The sequence below is a fragment of the Idiomarina sp. T82-3 genome (assembly GCF_001577655.1).
GTDB classification, from domain to species: Bacteria; Pseudomonadota; Gammaproteobacteria; order Enterobacterales; family Alteromonadaceae; genus Idiomarina; species Idiomarina baltica.
In genome coordinates this window covers 38,983-56,325 of record NZ_LSBQ01000004.1, presented here as the reverse complement: position 1 = coordinate 56,325, position 17,343 = coordinate 38,983, and the positions used below count along the sequence as shown (strand labels likewise).

Sequence of the window (17,343 nt, the reverse complement as noted above, 5' to 3'; positions counted from 1 at the left end):
TTCTCCTAACGTTTGAATAAGGCGCGCGCACGTAACGGTTTATCGCCGATAAATGGCGCTAACGCATGTCGCATAATACGTTTTAAATTGTATCGTTGCGACTCGGTGAGTGGATCATTGAGCCAATCGCTTTGCCCCAATGCAATGGCTTCATCGCGGCTGATAGTGACACAATCGCTATGGTGATAATCCACGCTAAATCCGCTGTAACTACGAAAATAGAGTGTTTCGGGGAGTTCATTACGTTGCTCCAGTTGCGGCCACTCAAATACACTGCCAAGTTCATCCAGCAGCTGCCATTCAAACCAACGTAATGTTGTTTCGATAGGTTGTTTGTCAGCGAGCCGCTGTAATAGTTGGGGGTAGCATTCGAATAGACTCGGTACCGCAACGTGCTGCGGTAGCACGCGCTGTAATAGTTCGTTGATATAAAAACCACTATAGAGAAAGTCACTACGGAGTTCGTAGTTGTGGGACATCGCCTCAGCGTGAGTCAGCGTTTTTAACTCACCGCGCCCACCCCATTGCACGTTAAGGGGAATAAAAGGTTGTAACACACCTTTCCAACTTGAGGTTTTACGCTTAGCACCTTTGGCCAACAAGCGAACACGACCATCCTCCAGACTAAAGCAGTCTACAAGGAGGCTGGTCTCTTGGTAATCCCAGCGATGTAACACAAACGCTGGTTGCATCGTTCGCTAGTCCTCTCGATAACCTAAACTCTTCAGCGCGCGCTCGTCATCTGACCAACCTGACTTCACTTTCACCCAGAGCTTCAATAACACTTTGTTATTCAATAAACGTTCGAGATCTTTACGTGCCTCGGTGCCAATTGTTTTTAACTTTTGGCCCTTCTCACCGATGACCATACGCTTTTGCGCCTCGCGTTCGACCAAGATCAGGGCATGGATATGATGTGTGCCGCGTTCCGACTGCCCGAACTGTTCTATTTCAACGGTCGTTTCGTAAGGCAACTCTTCACCCGTAAACCGCATCAATTTTTCGCGAATAATCTCGGCGGTCATAAAGCGTACAGAACGGTCTGTCACATAGTCTTCTGGATAAAAATGGTAGCCGCTTTGCAAAAAGCCTTTCACGATATCGCGCAAGGGTTCTAGGTTATCGCCGGTTTTTGCTGAGACGGGAATAATCTCTTTTACGCTGAGCTGTTGGCTCAACCATTGTAGGTGCGGTAGTAACTTATTCTTGTCTTTAATTTGATCGACTTTATTAACGACCAGTACAATCGGTGTTTCAGTCTTTTTCAGCTTTTCCAAAACCATGACATCATCGTCATTCCAGCGCGTGTTCTCAACGACAAACAAAATCAAGTCGACGTCTTTGAGCGCCGATGATGCGGTTTGATTCATTACACGGTTAATCGCCCGAGGTTCTTCGAGGTGCATCCCTGGCGTATCAACATAAACCGTTTGATAATCACCCTCGGTATCAACACCTAAAATACGGTGACGCGTTGTCTGTGGTTTGTTCGAGGTAATACTGACCTTTTGACCCAGTATACGGTTCAGCATGGTCGATTTACCGACATTGGGTCGACCAACAATGGCGACAAAGCCGCACTGTTTATTTTCATCAATTTGCCCAGCGCCACCTAAGGCATTGTTGAGCATATCATCTAAATTCATCAAGATACCTGTAACTGTTCTAATGCGGACGTCGCCGCGGCTTGCTCAGCTTTTCTACGGCTGGTTCCCGTGCCTAACAGAGGTTCTGGGAGTCCTTCAATGGTGCAGGTCACGGTAAACTGCTGATTATGCGCCTGACCCTGCGTTGCCACCACATCATACTCAGGCAAAGGACGTTGACGTGCCTGCAACCATTCCTGTAAGCGCGTTTTCGGATCTTTTTGGCTGGCACCTGGCTTGATAGTTTCTAATTGTTCCTCAAACCATCCCAACACCACTTGCTTGACCGTATCCATATCGCTATCAAGAAAAATCGCGCCAATAATGGCTTCCATCGCATCAGCTAAAATCGACTCACGCCGATAGCCACCACTTTTTAACTCGCCTTGACCAAGCGACAAATAGTCGCCTAAGCCCTTTTTCTTACCCAATCGCGCGAGCGACCGCCCACAAACAATAGCGGCACGCATACGACTCAAGTCGCCTTCTGCGACTTTCGGAAACCGACTAAATAACGCCTCGGCGATAACCACGCCAAGGATCGAGTCGCCTAAAAATTCAAGCCGCTCGTTATGATTTGCATGGGCGCTACGGTGTGTTAGCGCCTGCTTTAATAGACTTTGACGCTCAAATCGGTAGCCAATTATTTGTTCTAACTGAGTTAACGGTGGTTTTGGTAAACTCACTCAATACTCCCTAAACGCTCAAACCTTATTCCTGTGGGCACCCATTGCGGCAAAATACTCTCGCTGCTGCGATCCATTTCAAAACTCATCCACATAAATACCGCTTTACCTACTAAGTTCTCTTCGGGCACAAAGCCCCAATAGCGACTGTCCTCAGAGTTATCTCGATTGTCGCCCATAGCAAAGTAATGCCCCTCTGGCACCACGAACTCAGTAGGCTGTGTACCTGCTTGCTTAAAGTAATAAGGCACCCGCGGACTCACGCGTGAATCCAACAAGATCTGGTGCGTCACCGATCCCATATGTGCCTCATACGTTGTTAACGCGCTCCCTCCAGAATAATACACGGGCGCATCATCAACCATAACATTTTCTACACGAATGGCGTTGCAGTTTTCGTCGCCTTTGCACTTCGGCTCAATATAGAGGCTTTTATCACGATAAATAATGCGATCGCCGGGCAGGCCAATAATACGCTTTATATAATCAATACTCGGTTCAAGAGGATATTTGAACACCGCAATATCGCCGCGTTCGGGTTTACCCGTTTCGACGATTTCCTTTTGAAATAAGGGGTCATGCAAGCCATAGGCGTATTTCTCTACCAGAATGAAGTCACCTTTCAACAAGGTGGGCATCATCGAGCCGGAGGGTATTTGGAATGGTTCATACAAAAACGTACGCACCACTAAAATGATCGCGAGAATAGGAAAGACCGACTGGCCAAACTCAGTTACCGAATTCTGCGGCTCCCCTGCCGCCCGCTTCTTCTTCAACACCAGTGCATCAAATAACCACAAAGCACCGGCAATTAACGTCACCACGGTTAGGATAATCGAAAAATAGTTGGCCATCAGCCTGTTTCCCTTTTTGTTTTCTCTTTAGCGCTACTTGCCTACTTTTAAAACGGCTAAAAACGCTTCCTGCGGCACTTCTACGTTGCCGAGGTTCTTCATGCGCTTTTTGCCTTCTTTTTGTTTCTGTAATAATTTTTTCTTACGGCTAATATCACCGCCATAGCATTTTGCAGTTACGTTCTTACGCAACTGTTTAACCGTCGAACGTGCAATAACATGAGTCCCGATCGTAGCTTGGATGGCGATATCAAACTGCTGACGCGGAATCAATTCACGCATTTTATCCACTAGCAAACGGCCCCGTGATTCAGCATGATCACGATGTACTATCAACGCCAACGCATCGACACGGTCACCGTTAATCAGAATATCGACACGCACCATATCCGCTGCTTGGAACTTCTTGAAGTGATAATCCAATGACGCATAACCACGGCTGGTCGACTTGAGGCGATCGAAAAAGTCCATCACCACTTCTGCCATCGGCATTTCGTAGGTCACGGCGACCTGCTTGCCATGATAATTCATCGCCGTTTGCAAACCACGCTTTTCAACGCATAAAGTAATGACGTTACCGACAAACTCCTGCGGCACTAAAATATTGGCTTCGACAATCGGCTCAAAAATCGTCTCGATATCATTAACGGGCGGTAAGTTGACCGGGTTGTCGACTTTTACAATATCACCCGACTTGGTTTCTACTTCGTAAACAACAGTCGGTGCGGTCGTAATCAAATCGATATCGTATTCACGTTCGAGTCGTTCTTGGATAATTTCCATATGCAACATACCCAAGAAACCACAGCGAAAGCCAAATCCTAACGCGGCGGAGTTCTCTGGCTCGTAGAATAACGACGCGTCATTTAACGATAACTTACCCAGTGCATCGCGGAAGGCTTCATAATCATCGGAGCTGATTGGGAACATTCCAGCATAAACCTGTGGTTTCACTTTTTTAAAGCCCGGAACCGGTGATTTAGCTGGGTTACGCGTGGTGGTCAAGGTATCTCCAACAGGCGCGCCCAGAATATCTTTAATACCCGCAATCACGAATCCAACCTCACCGGTATGAAGCACTCCTGTTTCGTGCGGCTTAGGATTAAAAAAGCCAACTTTATCAATCTGATGCGACTGCCCCGTCGACATGACGGTCATCTTATCGCCAGCACGCAGAGTACCGTTTTTAACACGCACCAATGAGACAACGCCTTGATAGTTATCAAACCACGAGTCGATAATCAGAGCCTGTAGCGCTTCATCTTCATTGCCTTGGGGAGGAGGAATTTGTTTAACAATGCGCTCTAGCACTTCTTCAATGCCAATACCGGTTTTGGCCGAACATTGCACCGCATCGACGGCTTCGATGCCCACGATATCCTCAATCTCTTGCGCTACACCCATTGCATCGGCCTGTGGCAAGTCGATTTTGTTGAGTACAGGAACCACTTCGAGGTCCATATCAATAGCGGTATAGCAGTTCGCCAATGTTTGCGCCTCTACACCTTGCGCCGCGTCAACCACCAACAACGCACCCTCACACCCGGCCAACGAACGTGACACTTCATAAGAAAAGTCGACGTGCCCTGGCGTATCAATGAAGTTTAATTGATAGGTCTCACCATCTTTTGCCGTGTAATGCAAAGTAACACTTTGCGCTTTAATCGTAATACCACGCTCACGTTCCAAGTCCATCGAGTCAAGTACTTGTTCCGCCATTTCGCGATCAGTTAGACCACCACAGTGTTGTATGAGTCGATCGGATAATGTCGACTTACCATGGTCAATATGCGCAATAATAGAAAAGTTTCTGATATTACTTTGCTTAAACGCCTTGTCCGGCATTGATACACCTCTACAAAAATCAGCGAGCTACTGTGGCTCGAAGCGAATTCAAAACTCGCCTGATCATACCGATGTTAGCGGCAAGACTAAAGATATTTATCGGTTTTCACAGGCTAGGCTGCGCGGGTGTGCTCACGACGAGCAACTGATTTACGCGCACATCACGAAGGCGGAACCACAAACGTAAAGCTAAAAAGCTCAAAGCAAAACCTGCAAATGAGAGCAGAATCGTGTAGCCCTCAGAGATCGAGGTGAAGGATGTTAACACGCTGGCAAGCAACAATAAGGTGAGAACGGGCAATCCGTAAAGTAACAACGCGAAACGAGTCACTTGTTGTTCAGGAATCGACAACTCGACGTATTCACCTACCGTCACTGGAGACTGAGTTTTTACAACAAATGTTGAGTGTCGATCGGAGAACACTTTACTCAAAATACCTGCACCACACGTTGTATTCTGTTCGCACCCCGAACACGCACTCTTTAGCTGCGTCGAGACTGTTACTTTTTCACCATCAACCGCAACCACTTGCGCCAGTTCTTTCATTACTTATTGCACCTCTGCAACAATGCGTTTTGCTGTTTGAATGGGTATTTGCCCCACGACCGTAATTATCACATCATTGCGTGGCTCAGTATAGAGGTTTTGGCTTCCGACAACGCTCATAGCACCTGTTTGCTCGGCATCGCGAGGCGCAATATAAACCGAATACTCTGTCAGCCCATCGGTGAACAGATAATGATCGACAGGGGTATTATCAACAGCGAGTTGATGATGTTTCTGCTCGACAAGCTTAAATCCCTCTGGGTGCCATAATGGTCGAAGACTGCGCTGCATTTGTTGGCTATTTTTCGTTACTTGAATCAAAGGAGGCATCGACAACCGCTTCAACTCCTCAAGCAGAGGGCTAGGATCCTGTCGTAAAGCTAAGCTTGTCATCTGTACCTGCTCGACGGGAATACCGTCTTCGTTGATCATCATCACTTTAAGCGGCATGCCTGAGTCGCGATCCACCCAGACCGAGAAGCCAAAGCGATTATCATGTTTGCTGATCAGTCGAATGTGTTGCGCTTTTCTGTCGAGTACACGTGCGCCCCCCACAGCAACTACGCGATAATAACTCTGAATTTTTTCAAACTTTTCGCTAAAGGCAGGTGGGATCAGGTGATTAATTGAATTAGCGCGTAATGAGTAATCTCTCGCTGCTGGATGAAAATGAGAAACCTTATCGCCAATACGCAGCGCCCTAAAGCCAGGGCCGTTCATTTGTACGATCAGCTCCAACTGTTCACCATTCGGCTCAACGGCGTGTAGCCAATGATAAGGTTCGATACGCTCGCCTAGCACGTAAACCAAAGAGGCTTCAAAGTTTTGTTCATTAAGCGCTGTCGACATAAAGTCGTACCAACGCTCGCCATCGCTTTGTGCGACTTGTTCTGCCTCTTGTTGTGCAAACGCTGGCGAAGCTGAAAGCAACACCAGCGTCAACGATACAAGCCAAACACCCGGTTTCATATCCATTCCTCAATTACTGCGGAGATTGCGGGTCCTGTTGATTGTTTGTCTCAGTAGTCTCTTCATTGTTAGCCGCTTCACTACTCAACATCATCAACTGTTGTTGATGATCAATCATATAAGATTGCGCTTGCCGACGCATAGACTGTTCGATCGCCTTTTGCGCTGAAGCAGACGGTGCAGCATTTGGACTGAAGCTGACCGGCTCTCGTGCTCCCATCGGATTAGTCAGAATCGATGGTTGTTGACCACCCGACGCATCCATCGGCGCTTGATACGTTTGTACCGTTACTAGCGCGACCGCTGCCACACCCGCGGCTACCGCAACTTTCGCTAACGGATTAAACCAGCGCAATGCAGCTTTGCGCGCTGCCGCCGAACGCGACGAAGTGTGCGCTTGCACCACGTTGTCGGAGTCTACCGCATTATTAGCAGATGGCATTGCATCGACTTCTGCTGCTACGGCAGCACTGATATCCAACGGACCGTTGTGATTAAGCTCGCCTTTCATGGCGCTCCTAATTACACCGTACCGATACCATCTATCGCTTTGCTCTGCATCTTCCAACTGCGCATCAAAGTCAGCTTGATCAAGCACATCAAGCTCGCTATCAAACAATGACGACCATGACTCATGGCGGTCCATTGCTGACTCCGAATTGTCGTTGGACAAATGGGCTTTAGACATAAAGATTCCTCTATCAATTACCGTTCTAGCAACGGTCTTAATTGGCTGTCAATGGCCTCTCGCGCCCTGAAGATACGCGAGCGTACGGTACCTATCGGGCAGTCCATTTCGACAGCGATTTCCTCGTACCCTAAGCCTTCAATCTCTCGTAAAGTGATAGCCCGCTTAAGGTCTTCTGGTAATTCATCTATAGCACGCAACACAACGGTTTGAATTTCATCCGTTAATAACTGATGCTCAGGACTCCCGGCATCCTTTAGTGCTCCGCTTCCTTCATAATACTCAGCATCTTCTGCATCAACATCCGATGCAGGCGGCTTGCGCCCTTGTGAAACCAAATGATTTTTCGCCGTGTTCACCGCGATTCTATAAAGCCACGTGTAAAATGCGCTCTCACCTCTAAATTTAGGTAGTGCACGATAGGCCTTTATAAACGCTTCTTGCGCCACGTCAGCTACATCGCCTTGTTGTTTCACATAACGAGAGATCAAGCTCATGACTTTATGTTGGTATTTTTTTACCAACAAGTCGAATGCGCGGTTATCACCTTTTTGTACACGTTCGACCAGCTGTTGGTCCGTCATTTGTTCGCTCATCCGAGCCTTGTCTCCCTTGCTAATCACTACATAGCACTGGCGGCTCATGTACTCGTTAGGTCTGACCGCCGTGCTCGTAAAAAGTTCGCAAAAATTTTCAGTTTGCGTAAAATCGAGCAAAATCCTTAATGAGTACTTTATGGAACCTGCAGCAAATTATCAATCAGATGTTCTTGTCATTGGTTCAGGCGCCGCCGGTTTAACCACCGCTTTGCAGTTAGCAGACCACCATTCAGTGATTATTGTTAGTAAAGGACCACTGACCGAGGGCTCTACTTACTACGCTCAAGGAGGAATCGCGGCAGTGTTCGATGAATCCGATAGCATCGAAAGCCATGTCGAAGATACCCTCATTGCCGGCGCTGGTTTATGTGAGCGCGAAACCGTTGAGTTTACCACACGTCATGCGCGAGAAGCCTTACAATGGCTGATCGATGAGGGCGTGGGGTTTGATCAGGTCGAATCTAAAGCAGATGCGCCGACCTATCATCTTAACCAAGAGGGTGGTCATAGCCATCGACGTATACTGCATGCCGCCGATGCCACCGGCAAAGCCGTTCAGACAACGTTGCAAGGCAAGGTATTGGCACATCCCAACATCAAGGTATTAGAACGATTTAACGCCGTCGATTTGATAACGGGTCGGCGCTTACAGCGTGAGCTGGGTTGTTATGGGGCTTACTTATGGAATCGTAAGCTTGAGCGTGTTGAGACCGCCGCCGCGCGGTTTGTAGTGCTTGCTACAGGCGGTTCAAGCAAGGTGTATCAATACACCAGTAACCCTGATATCGCCAGTGGTGATGGCATTGCCATGGCATGGCGTGCAGGGTGCAGTGTAACTAACATGGAGTTCAATCAATTCCATCCGACCTGTCTTTATCATCCGAACGCGCAAAGCTTTTTATTAACCGAAGCGTTACGTGGCGAAGGCGCCGTGTTGCGACGCCCTGACGGCAGTCGATTTATGGATAGCTTTCACGAAAGTGCCGAATTAGCACCGCGTGATGTGGTTGCTCGAGCTATCGATTATGAGATGAAACGTTTAGGTGCTGACTGCATGTACCTGGATATCTCGCACAAAAGCGAAGCGTTTTTGCGTCAACATTTTCCAACGATCTTCGACAAGTGTCTTTCTCTTGGCATCGATATGAGTAAGCAGCCCATCCCGGTCGTGCCGGCTGCTCATTACACCTGTGGTGGTATTACGACTAACCTCAATGCGCAAACCGACCTCCCTCGACTGTACGCAGTAGGTGAAGTCGCCTACACAGGACTACATGGCGCAAATCGAATGGCGAGCAACTCACTATTAGAGTGTTTAGTTTTTGCCCGTGCTGCTGCGCGACATATTCTCGAACAAAGTCATGAAGCACCTATCATTGATCGGCTGCCGGCTTGGGACGAGAGTCAAGTCAGTGACTCCGATGAGGAGGTGGTGATACAACACAATTGGCACGAATTACGTTTGTTTATGTGGGACTATGTTGGCATCGTCAGGACCACTAAGCGACTAGAACGCGCCCTGCATCGGATACAGCTGCTACAGCAAGAAATACACGATTATTACAGTAACTTTAAGGTCAGTAATAATCTGTTAGAGTTGCGAAACTTAGTTCAAGTAGCCGAACTCATCGTGCACAGCGCACTTCAACGTAAAGAGAGTCGTGGGCTTCACTATACCTTAGACTACCCCGATCTTGATCCTCACGCTAAGCCAACTCGACTATTACCGCAACACCTATAGCTGGCAATTCAAACAACGCCGGAGCTGACACCACAGCGCCGGCGTTATCCGGCGACGATGGATACAAAAATAAAGACGTCGCCTTTTGCCAACGTTCGTATGAGGACGTAACTGAATAAGTAGCCAGCGATTTAAAACAAACCGCCATCTACATTTGCCCGCCCACAACTGACCATCGACCCACCATTGTAAGCTATCTTCGCTGACCGAAAGCAGCCTGTTTTCAGACTGCAGATGAAGCATAACCGTTAAACTTTTACGCGCGCCAACATCAGGTCGACCATGTGCTGAAGTTCAGCATCAGGACATTTTTTATGACCCATAAACCAAGCGAACAAGTCTGGGTCGTCACACGTTACAAGGCGGCGGAAAATCGCTTTGTCTTCCTCGCTTAAGTGGTCATACGCTTCATCGACAAAGGGTTCAAACAACACATCCAACTCGAGCATTCCGCGACGACAAGCCCATTTAAGCCGTCGTTTGTCTTTTAATGCTTCCTCAGATTGTTTTAGTGTGAACATTTTTACTCCCAACCTTGAATTCAATTTCAATAGCCTCATATTAGCATGACATGGCAATGAAAGGAGCCTTTTAAATGAGCAAAGTCATGTCAGAACTCACTTCTACTGACCAAACGTTACTGTGTCCGTTAGCGAGCTATGGACTCCTTTCGGTAACTGGAGACGATGCGCGCAGCTTTTTGCAGGGACAACTGACGGCTAACGTTAATGCACTCAAACCGGGTGATCTGTGTTATTCGGCCCACTGTGAACCGACCGGCAAAACGTTGAGCGTATTCTGGCTCTACTGCCACAGCGATAATGAGTTTTGGCTGATATTAAAACATTCAGCTATCGCACCCTCATTGGCACAGTTTGAAAAGTATGGCGTGTTTAATAAAGTCACTTTTGAAGATAAATCGTCAGACCTCAATTTGATCGGTTTAGTGGGTTCAAGCGAGACATTTGAACTTCCCAATGAGGCCGATCTTATTGCAAAACTTAAGGTTGGAAGCGAGCCAAATCAGTTCGTGCTAGTATATAAGTCAGAAATCGAATCAAATTCTGACGAAAAGTTATGGGATGCCCTTGAAATAGAGCGAGTGCGTCCTCAACTTATAAGTGAACTTACGCAACAATTCGTACCCCAGATGTTGAATGTACAAGCCTGGGACGGAATTGATTTTAAGAAAGGTTGTTATATCGGCCAAGAGACTGTTGCCCGAATGCGTTACTTGGGTAAACAAAAACGCGCACTATTTCGTGTAAGTGGTACTGCACACGTCCCCTTTGAGGTGGGCGCGCAGGTTGAGCGGAAAGTGGGCGAAAATTGGCGTCGAGGAGGTACGATAATTATGGCAGTGAATCGTACCGACACCCAAGTAGATGGTTTAGTGGTATTACCGATCGATATTGAGATCGATACCCCACTCCGTTTGCAAGGTGACGACGATGGTCTCTTGGAAATACACACACTGCCGTATCAATTAGGTTAACTATTATGAGCGAAGCAATTGCCCCGAATAAAGTGGTCGCCATCCATTACACTGTTAAGACAGCTGAAGGTCAAACATTGGATCAGTCTAAGGAAGGCAATCCACTGAGCTTTATCCATGGCCGAGGCATGCTGATCCCTGGTTTAGAAAATGCATTGGAAGGTAAAGAAGTCGGCGAGAAATTTACCGCCGAAATCGGTCCTGAAGAAGCATACGGCGAACGTCACGAAGGTTTGATCCAAACAGTTCCACGTAACTTGTTTGGCGAAAACGATGTTCAACCCGGTATGCAGTTCCGTGCAAGCACCGACCAAGGCGACCAATCAGTCATCATCGTCGAAGTTAATGACGACGAAGTGACTGTCGATGGTAACCACCCATTAGCAGGTGTAAACTTAAACTTTGACGTTGAAGTTGTCGAAGTACGTGACGCAACTGAGCAAGAGCTTGAACACGGTCACGTTCACGCAGATGGTGAAGACCACTAATCACTCAGTGATTAACGGTTAATGAATTGGGGGGCGACTATTCGCCCCTTAATTTTTGCTCTCGATTAATGAGTGCTCGCTTTCGATGCCCCCCCGCCGAAAAACCTTTTAGTTCACCTTTTATGCCTATCACACGGTGACAGGGAATGACGATAATAAATGGATTTCTCGCAACCGCATTAGCAACAGCGCGTACGCTTTTAGGTCGTCCAATACGCTCAGCAATACACTGATACGATAATGTGTCGCCTGGTTTTATTTGTGTAAGTGTCGAAAGCACTTGCTGTTGAAATTCTGTCGTTTTTACTCGTAAAGGCAGGCTAAATTTCTGACGCGCGCCAGCAAAGTACTCTTCAAGTTGCGCTTGTGTTTGCACCAACACAGGATGCTTATGGTTGACAACCGAATGGCTTAAGTCTGGCACATTTTTTTGATCTTTATAATAAAGACCCGTCAGATGTGCCTCATTCGCCATAGCCACCATGTGCCCAAGCGGTGTGTCAAACTCTAAGTGGTACATTCAATCTCCAAAGCATAATGTTTAATAAAATTGAATAGTAAAGAACGTTTCCTTGTCTCTTTTTTCTAATTTATTAAATGGTAGACCAAAAAAAAGCCACCCGGCAAGGGTGGCTGTTAGATTATTTTGGACTTAATCTGCTTTAGGACGCATATGAGGGAATAAGAGTACGTCTCGGATGGTCGATGAATCTGTCAACAACATCACCAAACGGTCAATACCGATACCCTCACCCGCGGTTGGCGGCATGCCGTGTTCAAGCGCTGTGACATAGTCTTCATCATAGAACATCGCTTCATCATCGCCCGCCTCTTTAGCTTCCACTTGATCGCGGAAGCGTTGCGCTTGGTCTTCTGCATCATTCAGCTCCGAGAAGCCATTGGCCAACTCGCGTCCACCCGCAAAAAACTCAAAGCGATCGGTCACAAATGGATTCTCGTCATTACGACGTGCCAAAGGTGACACCTCTGCTGGATACGCCGTGATGAATGTAGGCTGAATCAAACGATGTTCAGCAACGGTTTCGAAAATCTCAATCTGGATCTTTCCTAGACCCCAAGCCGAATTGACATCCACACCGACTTGCTCTGCGATAGCGGTCGCCTGTTCGCGGTCGTTGAGCTGCTCCTCGGTAACTTCAGGCATATATTTAATAATCGCCTCTAACACCGTCATGCGCTCGAAGCGCTGGCCGAAGTCATAAGTCACGCCACCACTTTCAAATGTGGTTGAACCCAATACATCTTGAGCGATACCCCGTAGCATATCTTCCGTCATATCCATCAAATCGAAATAATCTGCGTAGCCCCAGTAAAACTCCAACATGGTGAACTCAGGGTTGTGACGAGTCGATAATCCCTCATTACGGAAGTTGCGGTTTATTTCAAATACTTTTTCGAAACCACCGACGACGAGACGTTTGAGGTAAAGCTCTGGAGCGATTCTTAGGAATAGCTCCATATCTAACGCGTTATGATGAGTTGAAAATGGACGCGCAGCAGCTCCGCCTGGAATGGTTTGCATCATTGGCGTCTCAACTTCCAGGAATTGATGTTCGTTAAGGTAGCGACGAATGTAATCAATAACGCGCGAACGCACTAAAAACGTGTTACGAGACTCCTCATTGGTAATCAAGTCAAGGTAACGTTGACGATAACGTGTTTCTTGATCCGCCAAACCGTGAAACTTATCTGGCAGAGGACGCAGCGCCTTGGTCAATAAACGCACGTCGTCGACTAACACACTCAGTTCGCCTGTCCCGGTTTTGAACAATACGCCACTGGCGCCAATGATGTCGCCTAAGTCCCACTTTTTGAATTCGCTGTTATAAAAACCCTCTGGCAAGTTATCACGGGCTACGTATAGCTGAATTTTTCCCGACATATCTTGAATCGTCGCAAAACTCGCTTTACCCATGATACGACGGGTCATCATTCGACCCGCGACTTTAACGCGAACGCCCTGTTGCTCAAGCGACTCTTTGTCCGCCTCGTCATACTCAGCGTGAAGATCCTTTGCCAGTGAATCACGGCGAAAGTCATTTGGAAAGGCAACGCCCTTCTCGCGTAACGCCGCTAACTTCGCTTTTCGTTGCGCGATTTGTTCGTTTACATCAACTTCTGGCGTTTGCGACTTATCTGTCATAATCTTGCTTCCTCTTCGAATACGTTTCTATCGCGACTTAACTTGGCTACAGACCGCTTTTTAAGCTGGCCTCGATAAATGGATCGAGCGCACCATCTAACACCGCCTGTGTGTTTCTGTTCTCGATGCCGGTACGCAAATCTTTGATGCGCGCATCATCGAGCACATACGAACGAATTTGACTGCCCCAGCCGATATCCGCTTTTGAATCTTCCAGCGCCTGCTTATCTTCGTTCTGCTTTTGAATCTCTAACTCATACAATTTCGCTTTTAATTGCTTCATCGCAGAGTCTTTATTTTTATGTTGCGAGCGATCGCTTTGACATTGCACCACAATCCCTGTGGGTTCATGGGTTATTCGCACCGCGGAATCCGTCCGGTTAACGTGCTGTCCACCCGCACCAGAAGCGCGGTAGGTATCAATGCGTAAATCTGACGGATTAATTTCTATTTCAATATCATCGTCGACTTCAGGATAAATGAATACCGATGCAAATGATGTGTGGCGTCGGTTGCCGGAATCAAAGGGCGATTTACGCACTAAGCGGTGTACGCCTGTTTCGGTACGCAACCAACCGTAAGCATATTCGCCTGCAATACGCACTGTCGCCGATTTAATACCCGCAACCTCACCTTCAGAAAGCTCGGTAATTTCTGTTTTGAATTCATGCGCTTCAGCCCAGCGCAAATACATGCGTAATAGCATGTTTGCCCAGTCTTGGGCTTCCGTCCCCCCAGAGCCTGACTGAATATCCACGTAGCAATCTGATGAGTCATTGTCGCGTGAAAACATGCGACGAAATTCGAGCGCCTCTAGCTGAGTCAATAACTCTTTTAACTCTTGTTCAGCCTCATCAAAGGTGGTTTCATCCTCTGCTTCCACAGCTAAGTCGACTAAACCCTCGATATCCTCTAACCCTTGTTCTAAGTTATCGAGTGTTTCAATCACTTGCTCAAGTGCAGCGCGCTCTTTACCCAAACTTTGGGCTTTGGGCGGATCATCCCACACTTCAGGTTGTTCAAGTTCTCGGGTAACTTCTTCTAAACGCTCCTTTTTATGAGCGTAGTCAAAGATACCCCCTAAGTGCCTCACTACGTGAGCGCATCTCTTTAATGGCGTTGTAAGTGGCGTTTGTCTCAAACATCACATGACCCTTAGTTGTTTAATTGGCATAAACGGGTATTTTACCGCAAAGCGCGCAGTTGCTCCACCAACAACTGCACTGAAGTACGTCCGCGAAAATGATTCAGTTGTGGTTTATAGACAAGTTCGACCCACTGACACTGATGATTGGGCCACTGCTCAATATCGCAATAAAACGATATGGCATCGAAAATACCGCCTTCGGGGCTTTGAACGACGAGCTTGAGATGCTTTTCCCCCACAATACACTGCTGCAGTATCCGAAACTCGCCATCAAAAATAGGTTCTGGAAACTTTTGTCCCCAAGGTCCAAAACGTTCGAGTTGCTGAATAAATTCAACCGTTAATTGCTCATCGGATAACTGACCATCGGACCAGATAACGGGTTGTACAACCTCATCAGTCAGCCAATCAGCTGCCGCTTGCGACACTGCGCTTTGAAAGGTGTTTAGTTGTGCTTCGGCTAAAGACAGTCCAGCGGCCATCGCATGACCGCCAAAACGTTCAATTACATCGGGATATTGAGTGTCCACACGCTCAAGCAGGTCGCGAATATGTACACCATCAATTGAGCGCGCGGAGCCTTTTAAATGAGTATCACTTTCTTTAGCAAACACGATTACCGGACGATGGGTTCGCTCCTTTACACGCCCTGCGACGATACCAATTACCCCGCTATGCCATTGTTCGTTATAGAGCACAATGACATTCGGCAGCTGACCTTGATTATCGAGCTGAAGCTGACTCACAATGGACTCAGCCTCAGCTTTCATGTCCGCCTCAATTTCCCGTCGCTGTTTATTCAAGTCACATAATGTTTGAGCAAGCTGTTGCGCGCGCTCAGACGACGCCAGCAAACATTCGATACCCAGGCTGATATCATCAAGGCGCCCCGCGGCATTTATACGAGGCCCTATGGCAAATCCCAAGTCACTCGCTTGTAACTTTGCAATATCGCGACCACTTTGCTCAATTAATGCGCGTATGCCGGCGCGACACTGACCTGCTTTAATACGATTGAGGCCTTGCTGAACCAAAATGCGGTTGTTTTTATCGAGCGGCACCACGTCGGCAACGGTACCTAAGGCCACCAAGTCAAGAAAGTCTGCTAAATTGGGTGTCTGCTCACCCGTTTCGCGCAATCGTGCGCGTAATGCCGCCAATAGATAAAATGCAACGCCGACACCGGCTAACGCTTTGCTCGGAAACTCACAGCCGGGTTGATTAGGATTGACTATCGCAGCCGCTGGCGGTAATGACGCAGGGGCTAAATGATGATCGGTAATGACTAACTTGATTCCTAATTCGGCGGCGCGTATTGCCGCATCATGTGCGGCAATACCATTATCGACCGTGAGTATCAGCCCCACCTGTTGCTCCGCTAGCTGCTCAACAATCGCTGCTGAAAGGCCATACCCCTCAGTCATTCGGTTCGGCACGCGATAAGTGACTTTGGTGAAACCTAACTGCGGTAGAGCGGACATCAATAATGCGGTACTGGTTGCACCATCCGCGTCAAAGTCACCACAGATGACAATCGCTTCATTGTGTTCACGTGCCTCGAGCATCGCTTCACATGCCGCATCAATACCTCGCAACTGAGAAAAATGCGCCATACCCTGCAAACGAAGATCGAGTTGTTCGGGTCGAGTAACCCCTCGATGCGCTAAAATTTGTCGAATGGTCGCAGGCCAGTCCGCTGGTAGCTGTTCGGCGAAGTGATCCGGATAACGCTTAACTACTTTGAACGTCATAACTCGTTATCAGCTTTAATTTCATCAATGATTGCATCTGCTGTTCGCATTCCGGGCAACATACGACCGCTCGGTAAAACTACGGCGGGCGTTCCTGTTACACCCAGCATTTGTCCTAGCTGGTAGTGTTCAGCGACGGGATTATCGCATAAGGTAGTGGCGCGGATCGCTTGATCATTGAATAGTGATGACAACGCTTTGGCGCTATCTTTTGCACACCAAGCTTGCTGTAATTCCCGTCCGCCCTTCGAAGCTAGGCCACCCCGCGGAAATGCCAAATACTGAATAGTAATGCCTTTATCAAGATAACTTCCCAAGTTGTGATGCAATTTCCGACAATAGCCACAGGTTGTATCGGTAAAAATAGTAATGGCATACTGTTGCTTAGATGATGGATAAACAATCATTTCATCTTGGTGTTCAGCCACTTTTTCTTTTCGCAATGCCTTTAATGCCTGCTCAGTTTCATTCAAAGGTGCGCCCTCACCCAACTGATACAGGTTACCGACTAGCAAGTGTTCACCATCAGCGGTCATATAAACGATTCCCTGATTAGTGGACAGCTCATACAGACCATCAATGCCCGCTGGCTTTATAGTTGAGATCTCGACACCCAAACGTTCCAATTTACTCACGTCTGGCTGTTGCTCAGCCAGCGCATTGACTGACAAAAACAAGAACGACACCGCAACGGCGCTAAGACTAGGAAACAACTTCATATTG

At 47.6% G+C, this 17,343-nt stretch carries 18 protein-coding genes; 3 read left to right on the top strand and 15 right to left on the bottom strand.

Features of this window, described 5'->3' with window-relative positions:
- Positions 1-5 precede the first annotated feature (5 nt).
- From recO to rpoE, 9 genes are all read right to left on the bottom strand, one after another.
- Positions 6-692 (bottom strand): DNA repair protein RecO, encoded by a 687-nt coding sequence (recO, locus tag AWU56_RS03765; protein WP_286681790.1) that lies wholly within the window; start codon positions 690-692, stop codon positions 6-8.
- A 6-nt stretch (positions 693-698) separates the two neighbouring features.
- Entirely contained in the window at positions 699-1,646 is a 948-nt protein-coding gene (era, locus tag AWU56_RS03760) for a GTPase Era (RefSeq protein ID WP_416361496.1), read from the bottom strand.
- Positions 1,646-2,332 (bottom strand): ribonuclease III, encoded by a 687-nt coding sequence (rnc, locus tag AWU56_RS03755; RefSeq protein WP_006956074.1) that lies wholly within the window; start codon positions 2,330-2,332, stop codon positions 1,646-1,648. The genes era and rnc overlap by 1 nt, the downstream gene beginning before the upstream one ends.
- On the bottom strand, positions 2,329-3,186 hold the full coding sequence (gene lepB / locus AWU56_RS03750; RefSeq protein ID WP_006956075.1) for a signal peptidase I: 858 nt from the start codon (positions 3,184-3,186) through the stop codon (positions 2,329-2,331). The genes rnc and lepB overlap by 4 nt, the downstream gene beginning before the upstream one ends.
- A 33-nt stretch (positions 3,187-3,219) precedes the next feature.
- The gene (gene lepA, locus AWU56_RS03745) at positions 3,220-5,031 is read right to left on the bottom strand and encodes a translation elongation factor 4 (protein ID WP_286681789.1); all 1,812 of its coding nucleotides are present in this window, start codon (positions 5,029-5,031) and stop codon (positions 3,220-3,222) included.
- 106 nt (positions 5,032-5,137) lie between these two features.
- Entirely contained in the window at positions 5,138-5,578 is a 441-nt protein-coding gene (locus tag AWU56_RS03740; protein ID WP_006956077.1) for a SoxR reducing system RseC family protein, read from the bottom strand.
- Positions 5,579-5,581: 3 nt separating this feature from the next.
- Positions 5,582-6,547 carry a MucB/RseB C-terminal domain-containing protein gene (locus AWU56_RS03735; protein ID WP_286681788.1) on the bottom strand — a complete coding sequence of 322 codons (966 nt, stop codon included), beginning with the start codon at positions 6,545-6,547 and terminating at the stop codon, positions 5,582-5,584.
- A gap of 13 nt (positions 6,548-6,560) precedes the next feature.
- Positions 6,561-7,235, bottom strand: a complete 675-nt coding sequence (locus AWU56_RS03730) for a sigma-E factor negative regulatory protein (RefSeq protein WP_286681787.1) — start codon at positions 7,233-7,235, stop codon at positions 6,561-6,563.
- A gap of 17 nt (positions 7,236-7,252) precedes the next feature.
- Positions 7,253-7,831 carry an RNA polymerase sigma factor RpoE gene (gene rpoE, locus AWU56_RS03725; protein ID WP_006956080.1) on the bottom strand — a complete coding sequence of 193 codons (579 nt, stop codon included), beginning with the start codon at positions 7,829-7,831 and terminating at the stop codon, positions 7,253-7,255.
- 139 nt (positions 7,832-7,970) lie between these two features.
- Between rpoE and nadB the strand changes: the two genes are divergently transcribed.
- The gene (gene nadB, locus AWU56_RS03720; RefSeq protein ID WP_286681786.1) at positions 7,971-9,575 is read left to right on the top strand and encodes an L-aspartate oxidase; all 1,605 of its coding nucleotides are present in this window, start codon (positions 7,971-7,973) and stop codon (positions 9,573-9,575) included.
- A 248-nt stretch (positions 9,576-9,823) separates the two neighbouring features.
- Here the strand turns inward: nadB and AWU56_RS03715 are convergent, their stop codons facing one another.
- A complete protein-coding gene (locus AWU56_RS03715; RefSeq protein WP_006956082.1) occupies positions 9,824-10,096 on the bottom strand; it encodes an FAD assembly factor SdhE in 273 nt (90 codons plus the stop codon).
- A 74-nt stretch (positions 10,097-10,170) separates the two neighbouring features.
- On the opposite strand from AWU56_RS03715, the gene ygfZ reads away from it, so the two are divergent.
- On the top strand, positions 10,171-11,070 hold the full coding sequence (gene ygfZ / locus AWU56_RS03710; RefSeq protein ID WP_006956083.1) for a CAF17-like 4Fe-4S cluster assembly/insertion protein YgfZ: 900 nt from the start codon (positions 10,171-10,173) through the stop codon (positions 11,068-11,070).
- A 5-nt stretch (positions 11,071-11,075) separates the two neighbouring features.
- On the top strand, positions 11,076-11,558 hold the full coding sequence (locus AWU56_RS03705; protein ID WP_006956084.1) for an FKBP-type peptidyl-prolyl cis-trans isomerase: 483 nt from the start codon (positions 11,076-11,078) through the stop codon (positions 11,556-11,558).
- A 37-nt stretch (positions 11,559-11,595) separates the two neighbouring features.
- Here AWU56_RS03705 and AWU56_RS03700 read toward each other — a convergent pair whose 3' ends face one another.
- From AWU56_RS03700 to AWU56_RS03680, 5 genes are all read right to left on the bottom strand, one after another.
- The gene (locus AWU56_RS03700) at positions 11,596-12,078 is read right to left on the bottom strand and encodes a methylated-DNA--[protein]-cysteine S-methyltransferase (RefSeq protein WP_286681785.1); all 483 of its coding nucleotides are present in this window, start codon (positions 12,076-12,078) and stop codon (positions 11,596-11,598) included.
- 132 nt (positions 12,079-12,210) lie between these two features.
- The gene (gene lysS / locus AWU56_RS03695) at positions 12,211-13,722 is read right to left on the bottom strand and encodes a lysine--tRNA ligase (RefSeq protein ID WP_006956086.1); all 1,512 of its coding nucleotides are present in this window, start codon (positions 13,720-13,722) and stop codon (positions 12,211-12,213) included.
- 46 nt (positions 13,723-13,768) lie between these two features.
- A protein-coding gene (prfB, locus tag AWU56_RS03690) for a peptide chain release factor 2 (protein ID WP_116287553.1) occupies positions 13,769-14,867 on the bottom strand; the annotation gives its coding sequence in 2 pieces (ribosomal slippage) (positions 13,769-14,791 and positions 14,793-14,867; 1,098 coding nt in all).
- Positions 14,868-14,907: 40 nt separating this feature from the next.
- Positions 14,908-16,620 carry a single-stranded-DNA-specific exonuclease RecJ gene (gene recJ / locus AWU56_RS03685; protein WP_286681784.1) on the bottom strand — a complete coding sequence of 571 codons (1,713 nt, stop codon included), beginning with the start codon at positions 16,618-16,620 and terminating at the stop codon, positions 14,908-14,910.
- A complete protein-coding gene (locus AWU56_RS03680) occupies positions 16,617-17,339 on the bottom strand; it encodes a thioredoxin fold domain-containing protein (protein WP_272977445.1) in 723 nt (240 codons plus the stop codon). Before AWU56_RS03680 ends, recJ begins: the two co-directional genes overlap by 4 nt.
- Positions 17,340-17,343 lie beyond the last annotated feature (4 nt).

Excerpts from the sequence above, each read along its gene's own strand:
- AWU56_RS03740 (WP_006956077.1), bottom strand. The coding sequence starts at position 5,578 with ATGAAAGAACTGGCGCAAGTGGTTGCGGTTGATGGTGAAAAAGTAACA.
- era (WP_416361496.1), bottom strand. The coding sequence starts at position 1,646 with ATGAATTTAGATGATATGCTCAACAATGCCTTAGGTGGCGCTGGGCAA.
- lysS (WP_006956086.1), bottom strand. The coding sequence starts at position 13,722 with ATGACAGATAAGTCGCAAACGCCAGAAGTTGATGTAAACGAACAAATC.
- ygfZ (WP_006956083.1), top strand. The coding sequence starts at position 10,171 with ATGAGCAAAGTCATGTCAGAACTCACTTCTACTGACCAAACGTTACTG.
- AWU56_RS03705 (WP_006956084.1), top strand. The coding sequence starts at position 11,076 with ATGAGCGAAGCAATTGCCCCGAATAAAGTGGTCGCCATCCATTACACT.
- AWU56_RS03730 (WP_286681787.1), bottom strand. The coding sequence starts at position 7,235 with ATGTCTAAAGCCCATTTGTCCAACGACAATTCGGAGTCAGCAATGGAC.
- recO (WP_286681790.1), bottom strand. The coding sequence starts at position 692 with ATGCAACCAGCGTTTGTGTTACATCGCTGGGATTACCAAGAGACCAGC.
- AWU56_RS03680 (WP_272977445.1), bottom strand. The coding sequence starts at position 17,339 with ATGAAGTTGTTTCCTAGTCTTAGCGCCGTTGCGGTGTCGTTCTTGTTT.
- lepA (WP_286681789.1), bottom strand. The coding sequence starts at position 5,031 with ATGCCGGACAAGGCGTTTAAGCAAAGTAATATCAGAAACTTTTCTATT.
- recJ (WP_286681784.1), bottom strand. The coding sequence starts at position 16,620 with ATGACGTTCAAAGTAGTTAAGCGTTATCCGGATCACTTCGCCGAACAG.
- AWU56_RS03700 (WP_286681785.1), bottom strand. The coding sequence starts at position 12,078 with ATGTACCACTTAGAGTTTGACACACCGCTTGGGCACATGGTGGCTATG.
- nadB (WP_286681786.1), top strand. The coding sequence starts at position 7,971 with ATGGAACCTGCAGCAAATTATCAATCAGATGTTCTTGTCATTGGTTCA.
- AWU56_RS03715 (WP_006956082.1), bottom strand. The coding sequence starts at position 10,096 with ATGTTCACACTAAAACAATCTGAGGAAGCATTAAAAGACAAACGACGG.
- AWU56_RS03735 (WP_286681788.1), bottom strand. The coding sequence starts at position 6,547 with ATGAAACCGGGTGTTTGGCTTGTATCGTTGACGCTGGTGTTGCTTTCA.
- lepB (WP_006956075.1), bottom strand. The coding sequence starts at position 3,186 with ATGGCCAACTATTTTTCGATTATCCTAACCGTGGTGACGTTAATTGCC.
- rpoE (WP_006956080.1), bottom strand. The coding sequence starts at position 7,831 with ATGAGCGAACAAATGACGGACCAACAGCTGGTCGAACGTGTACAAAAA.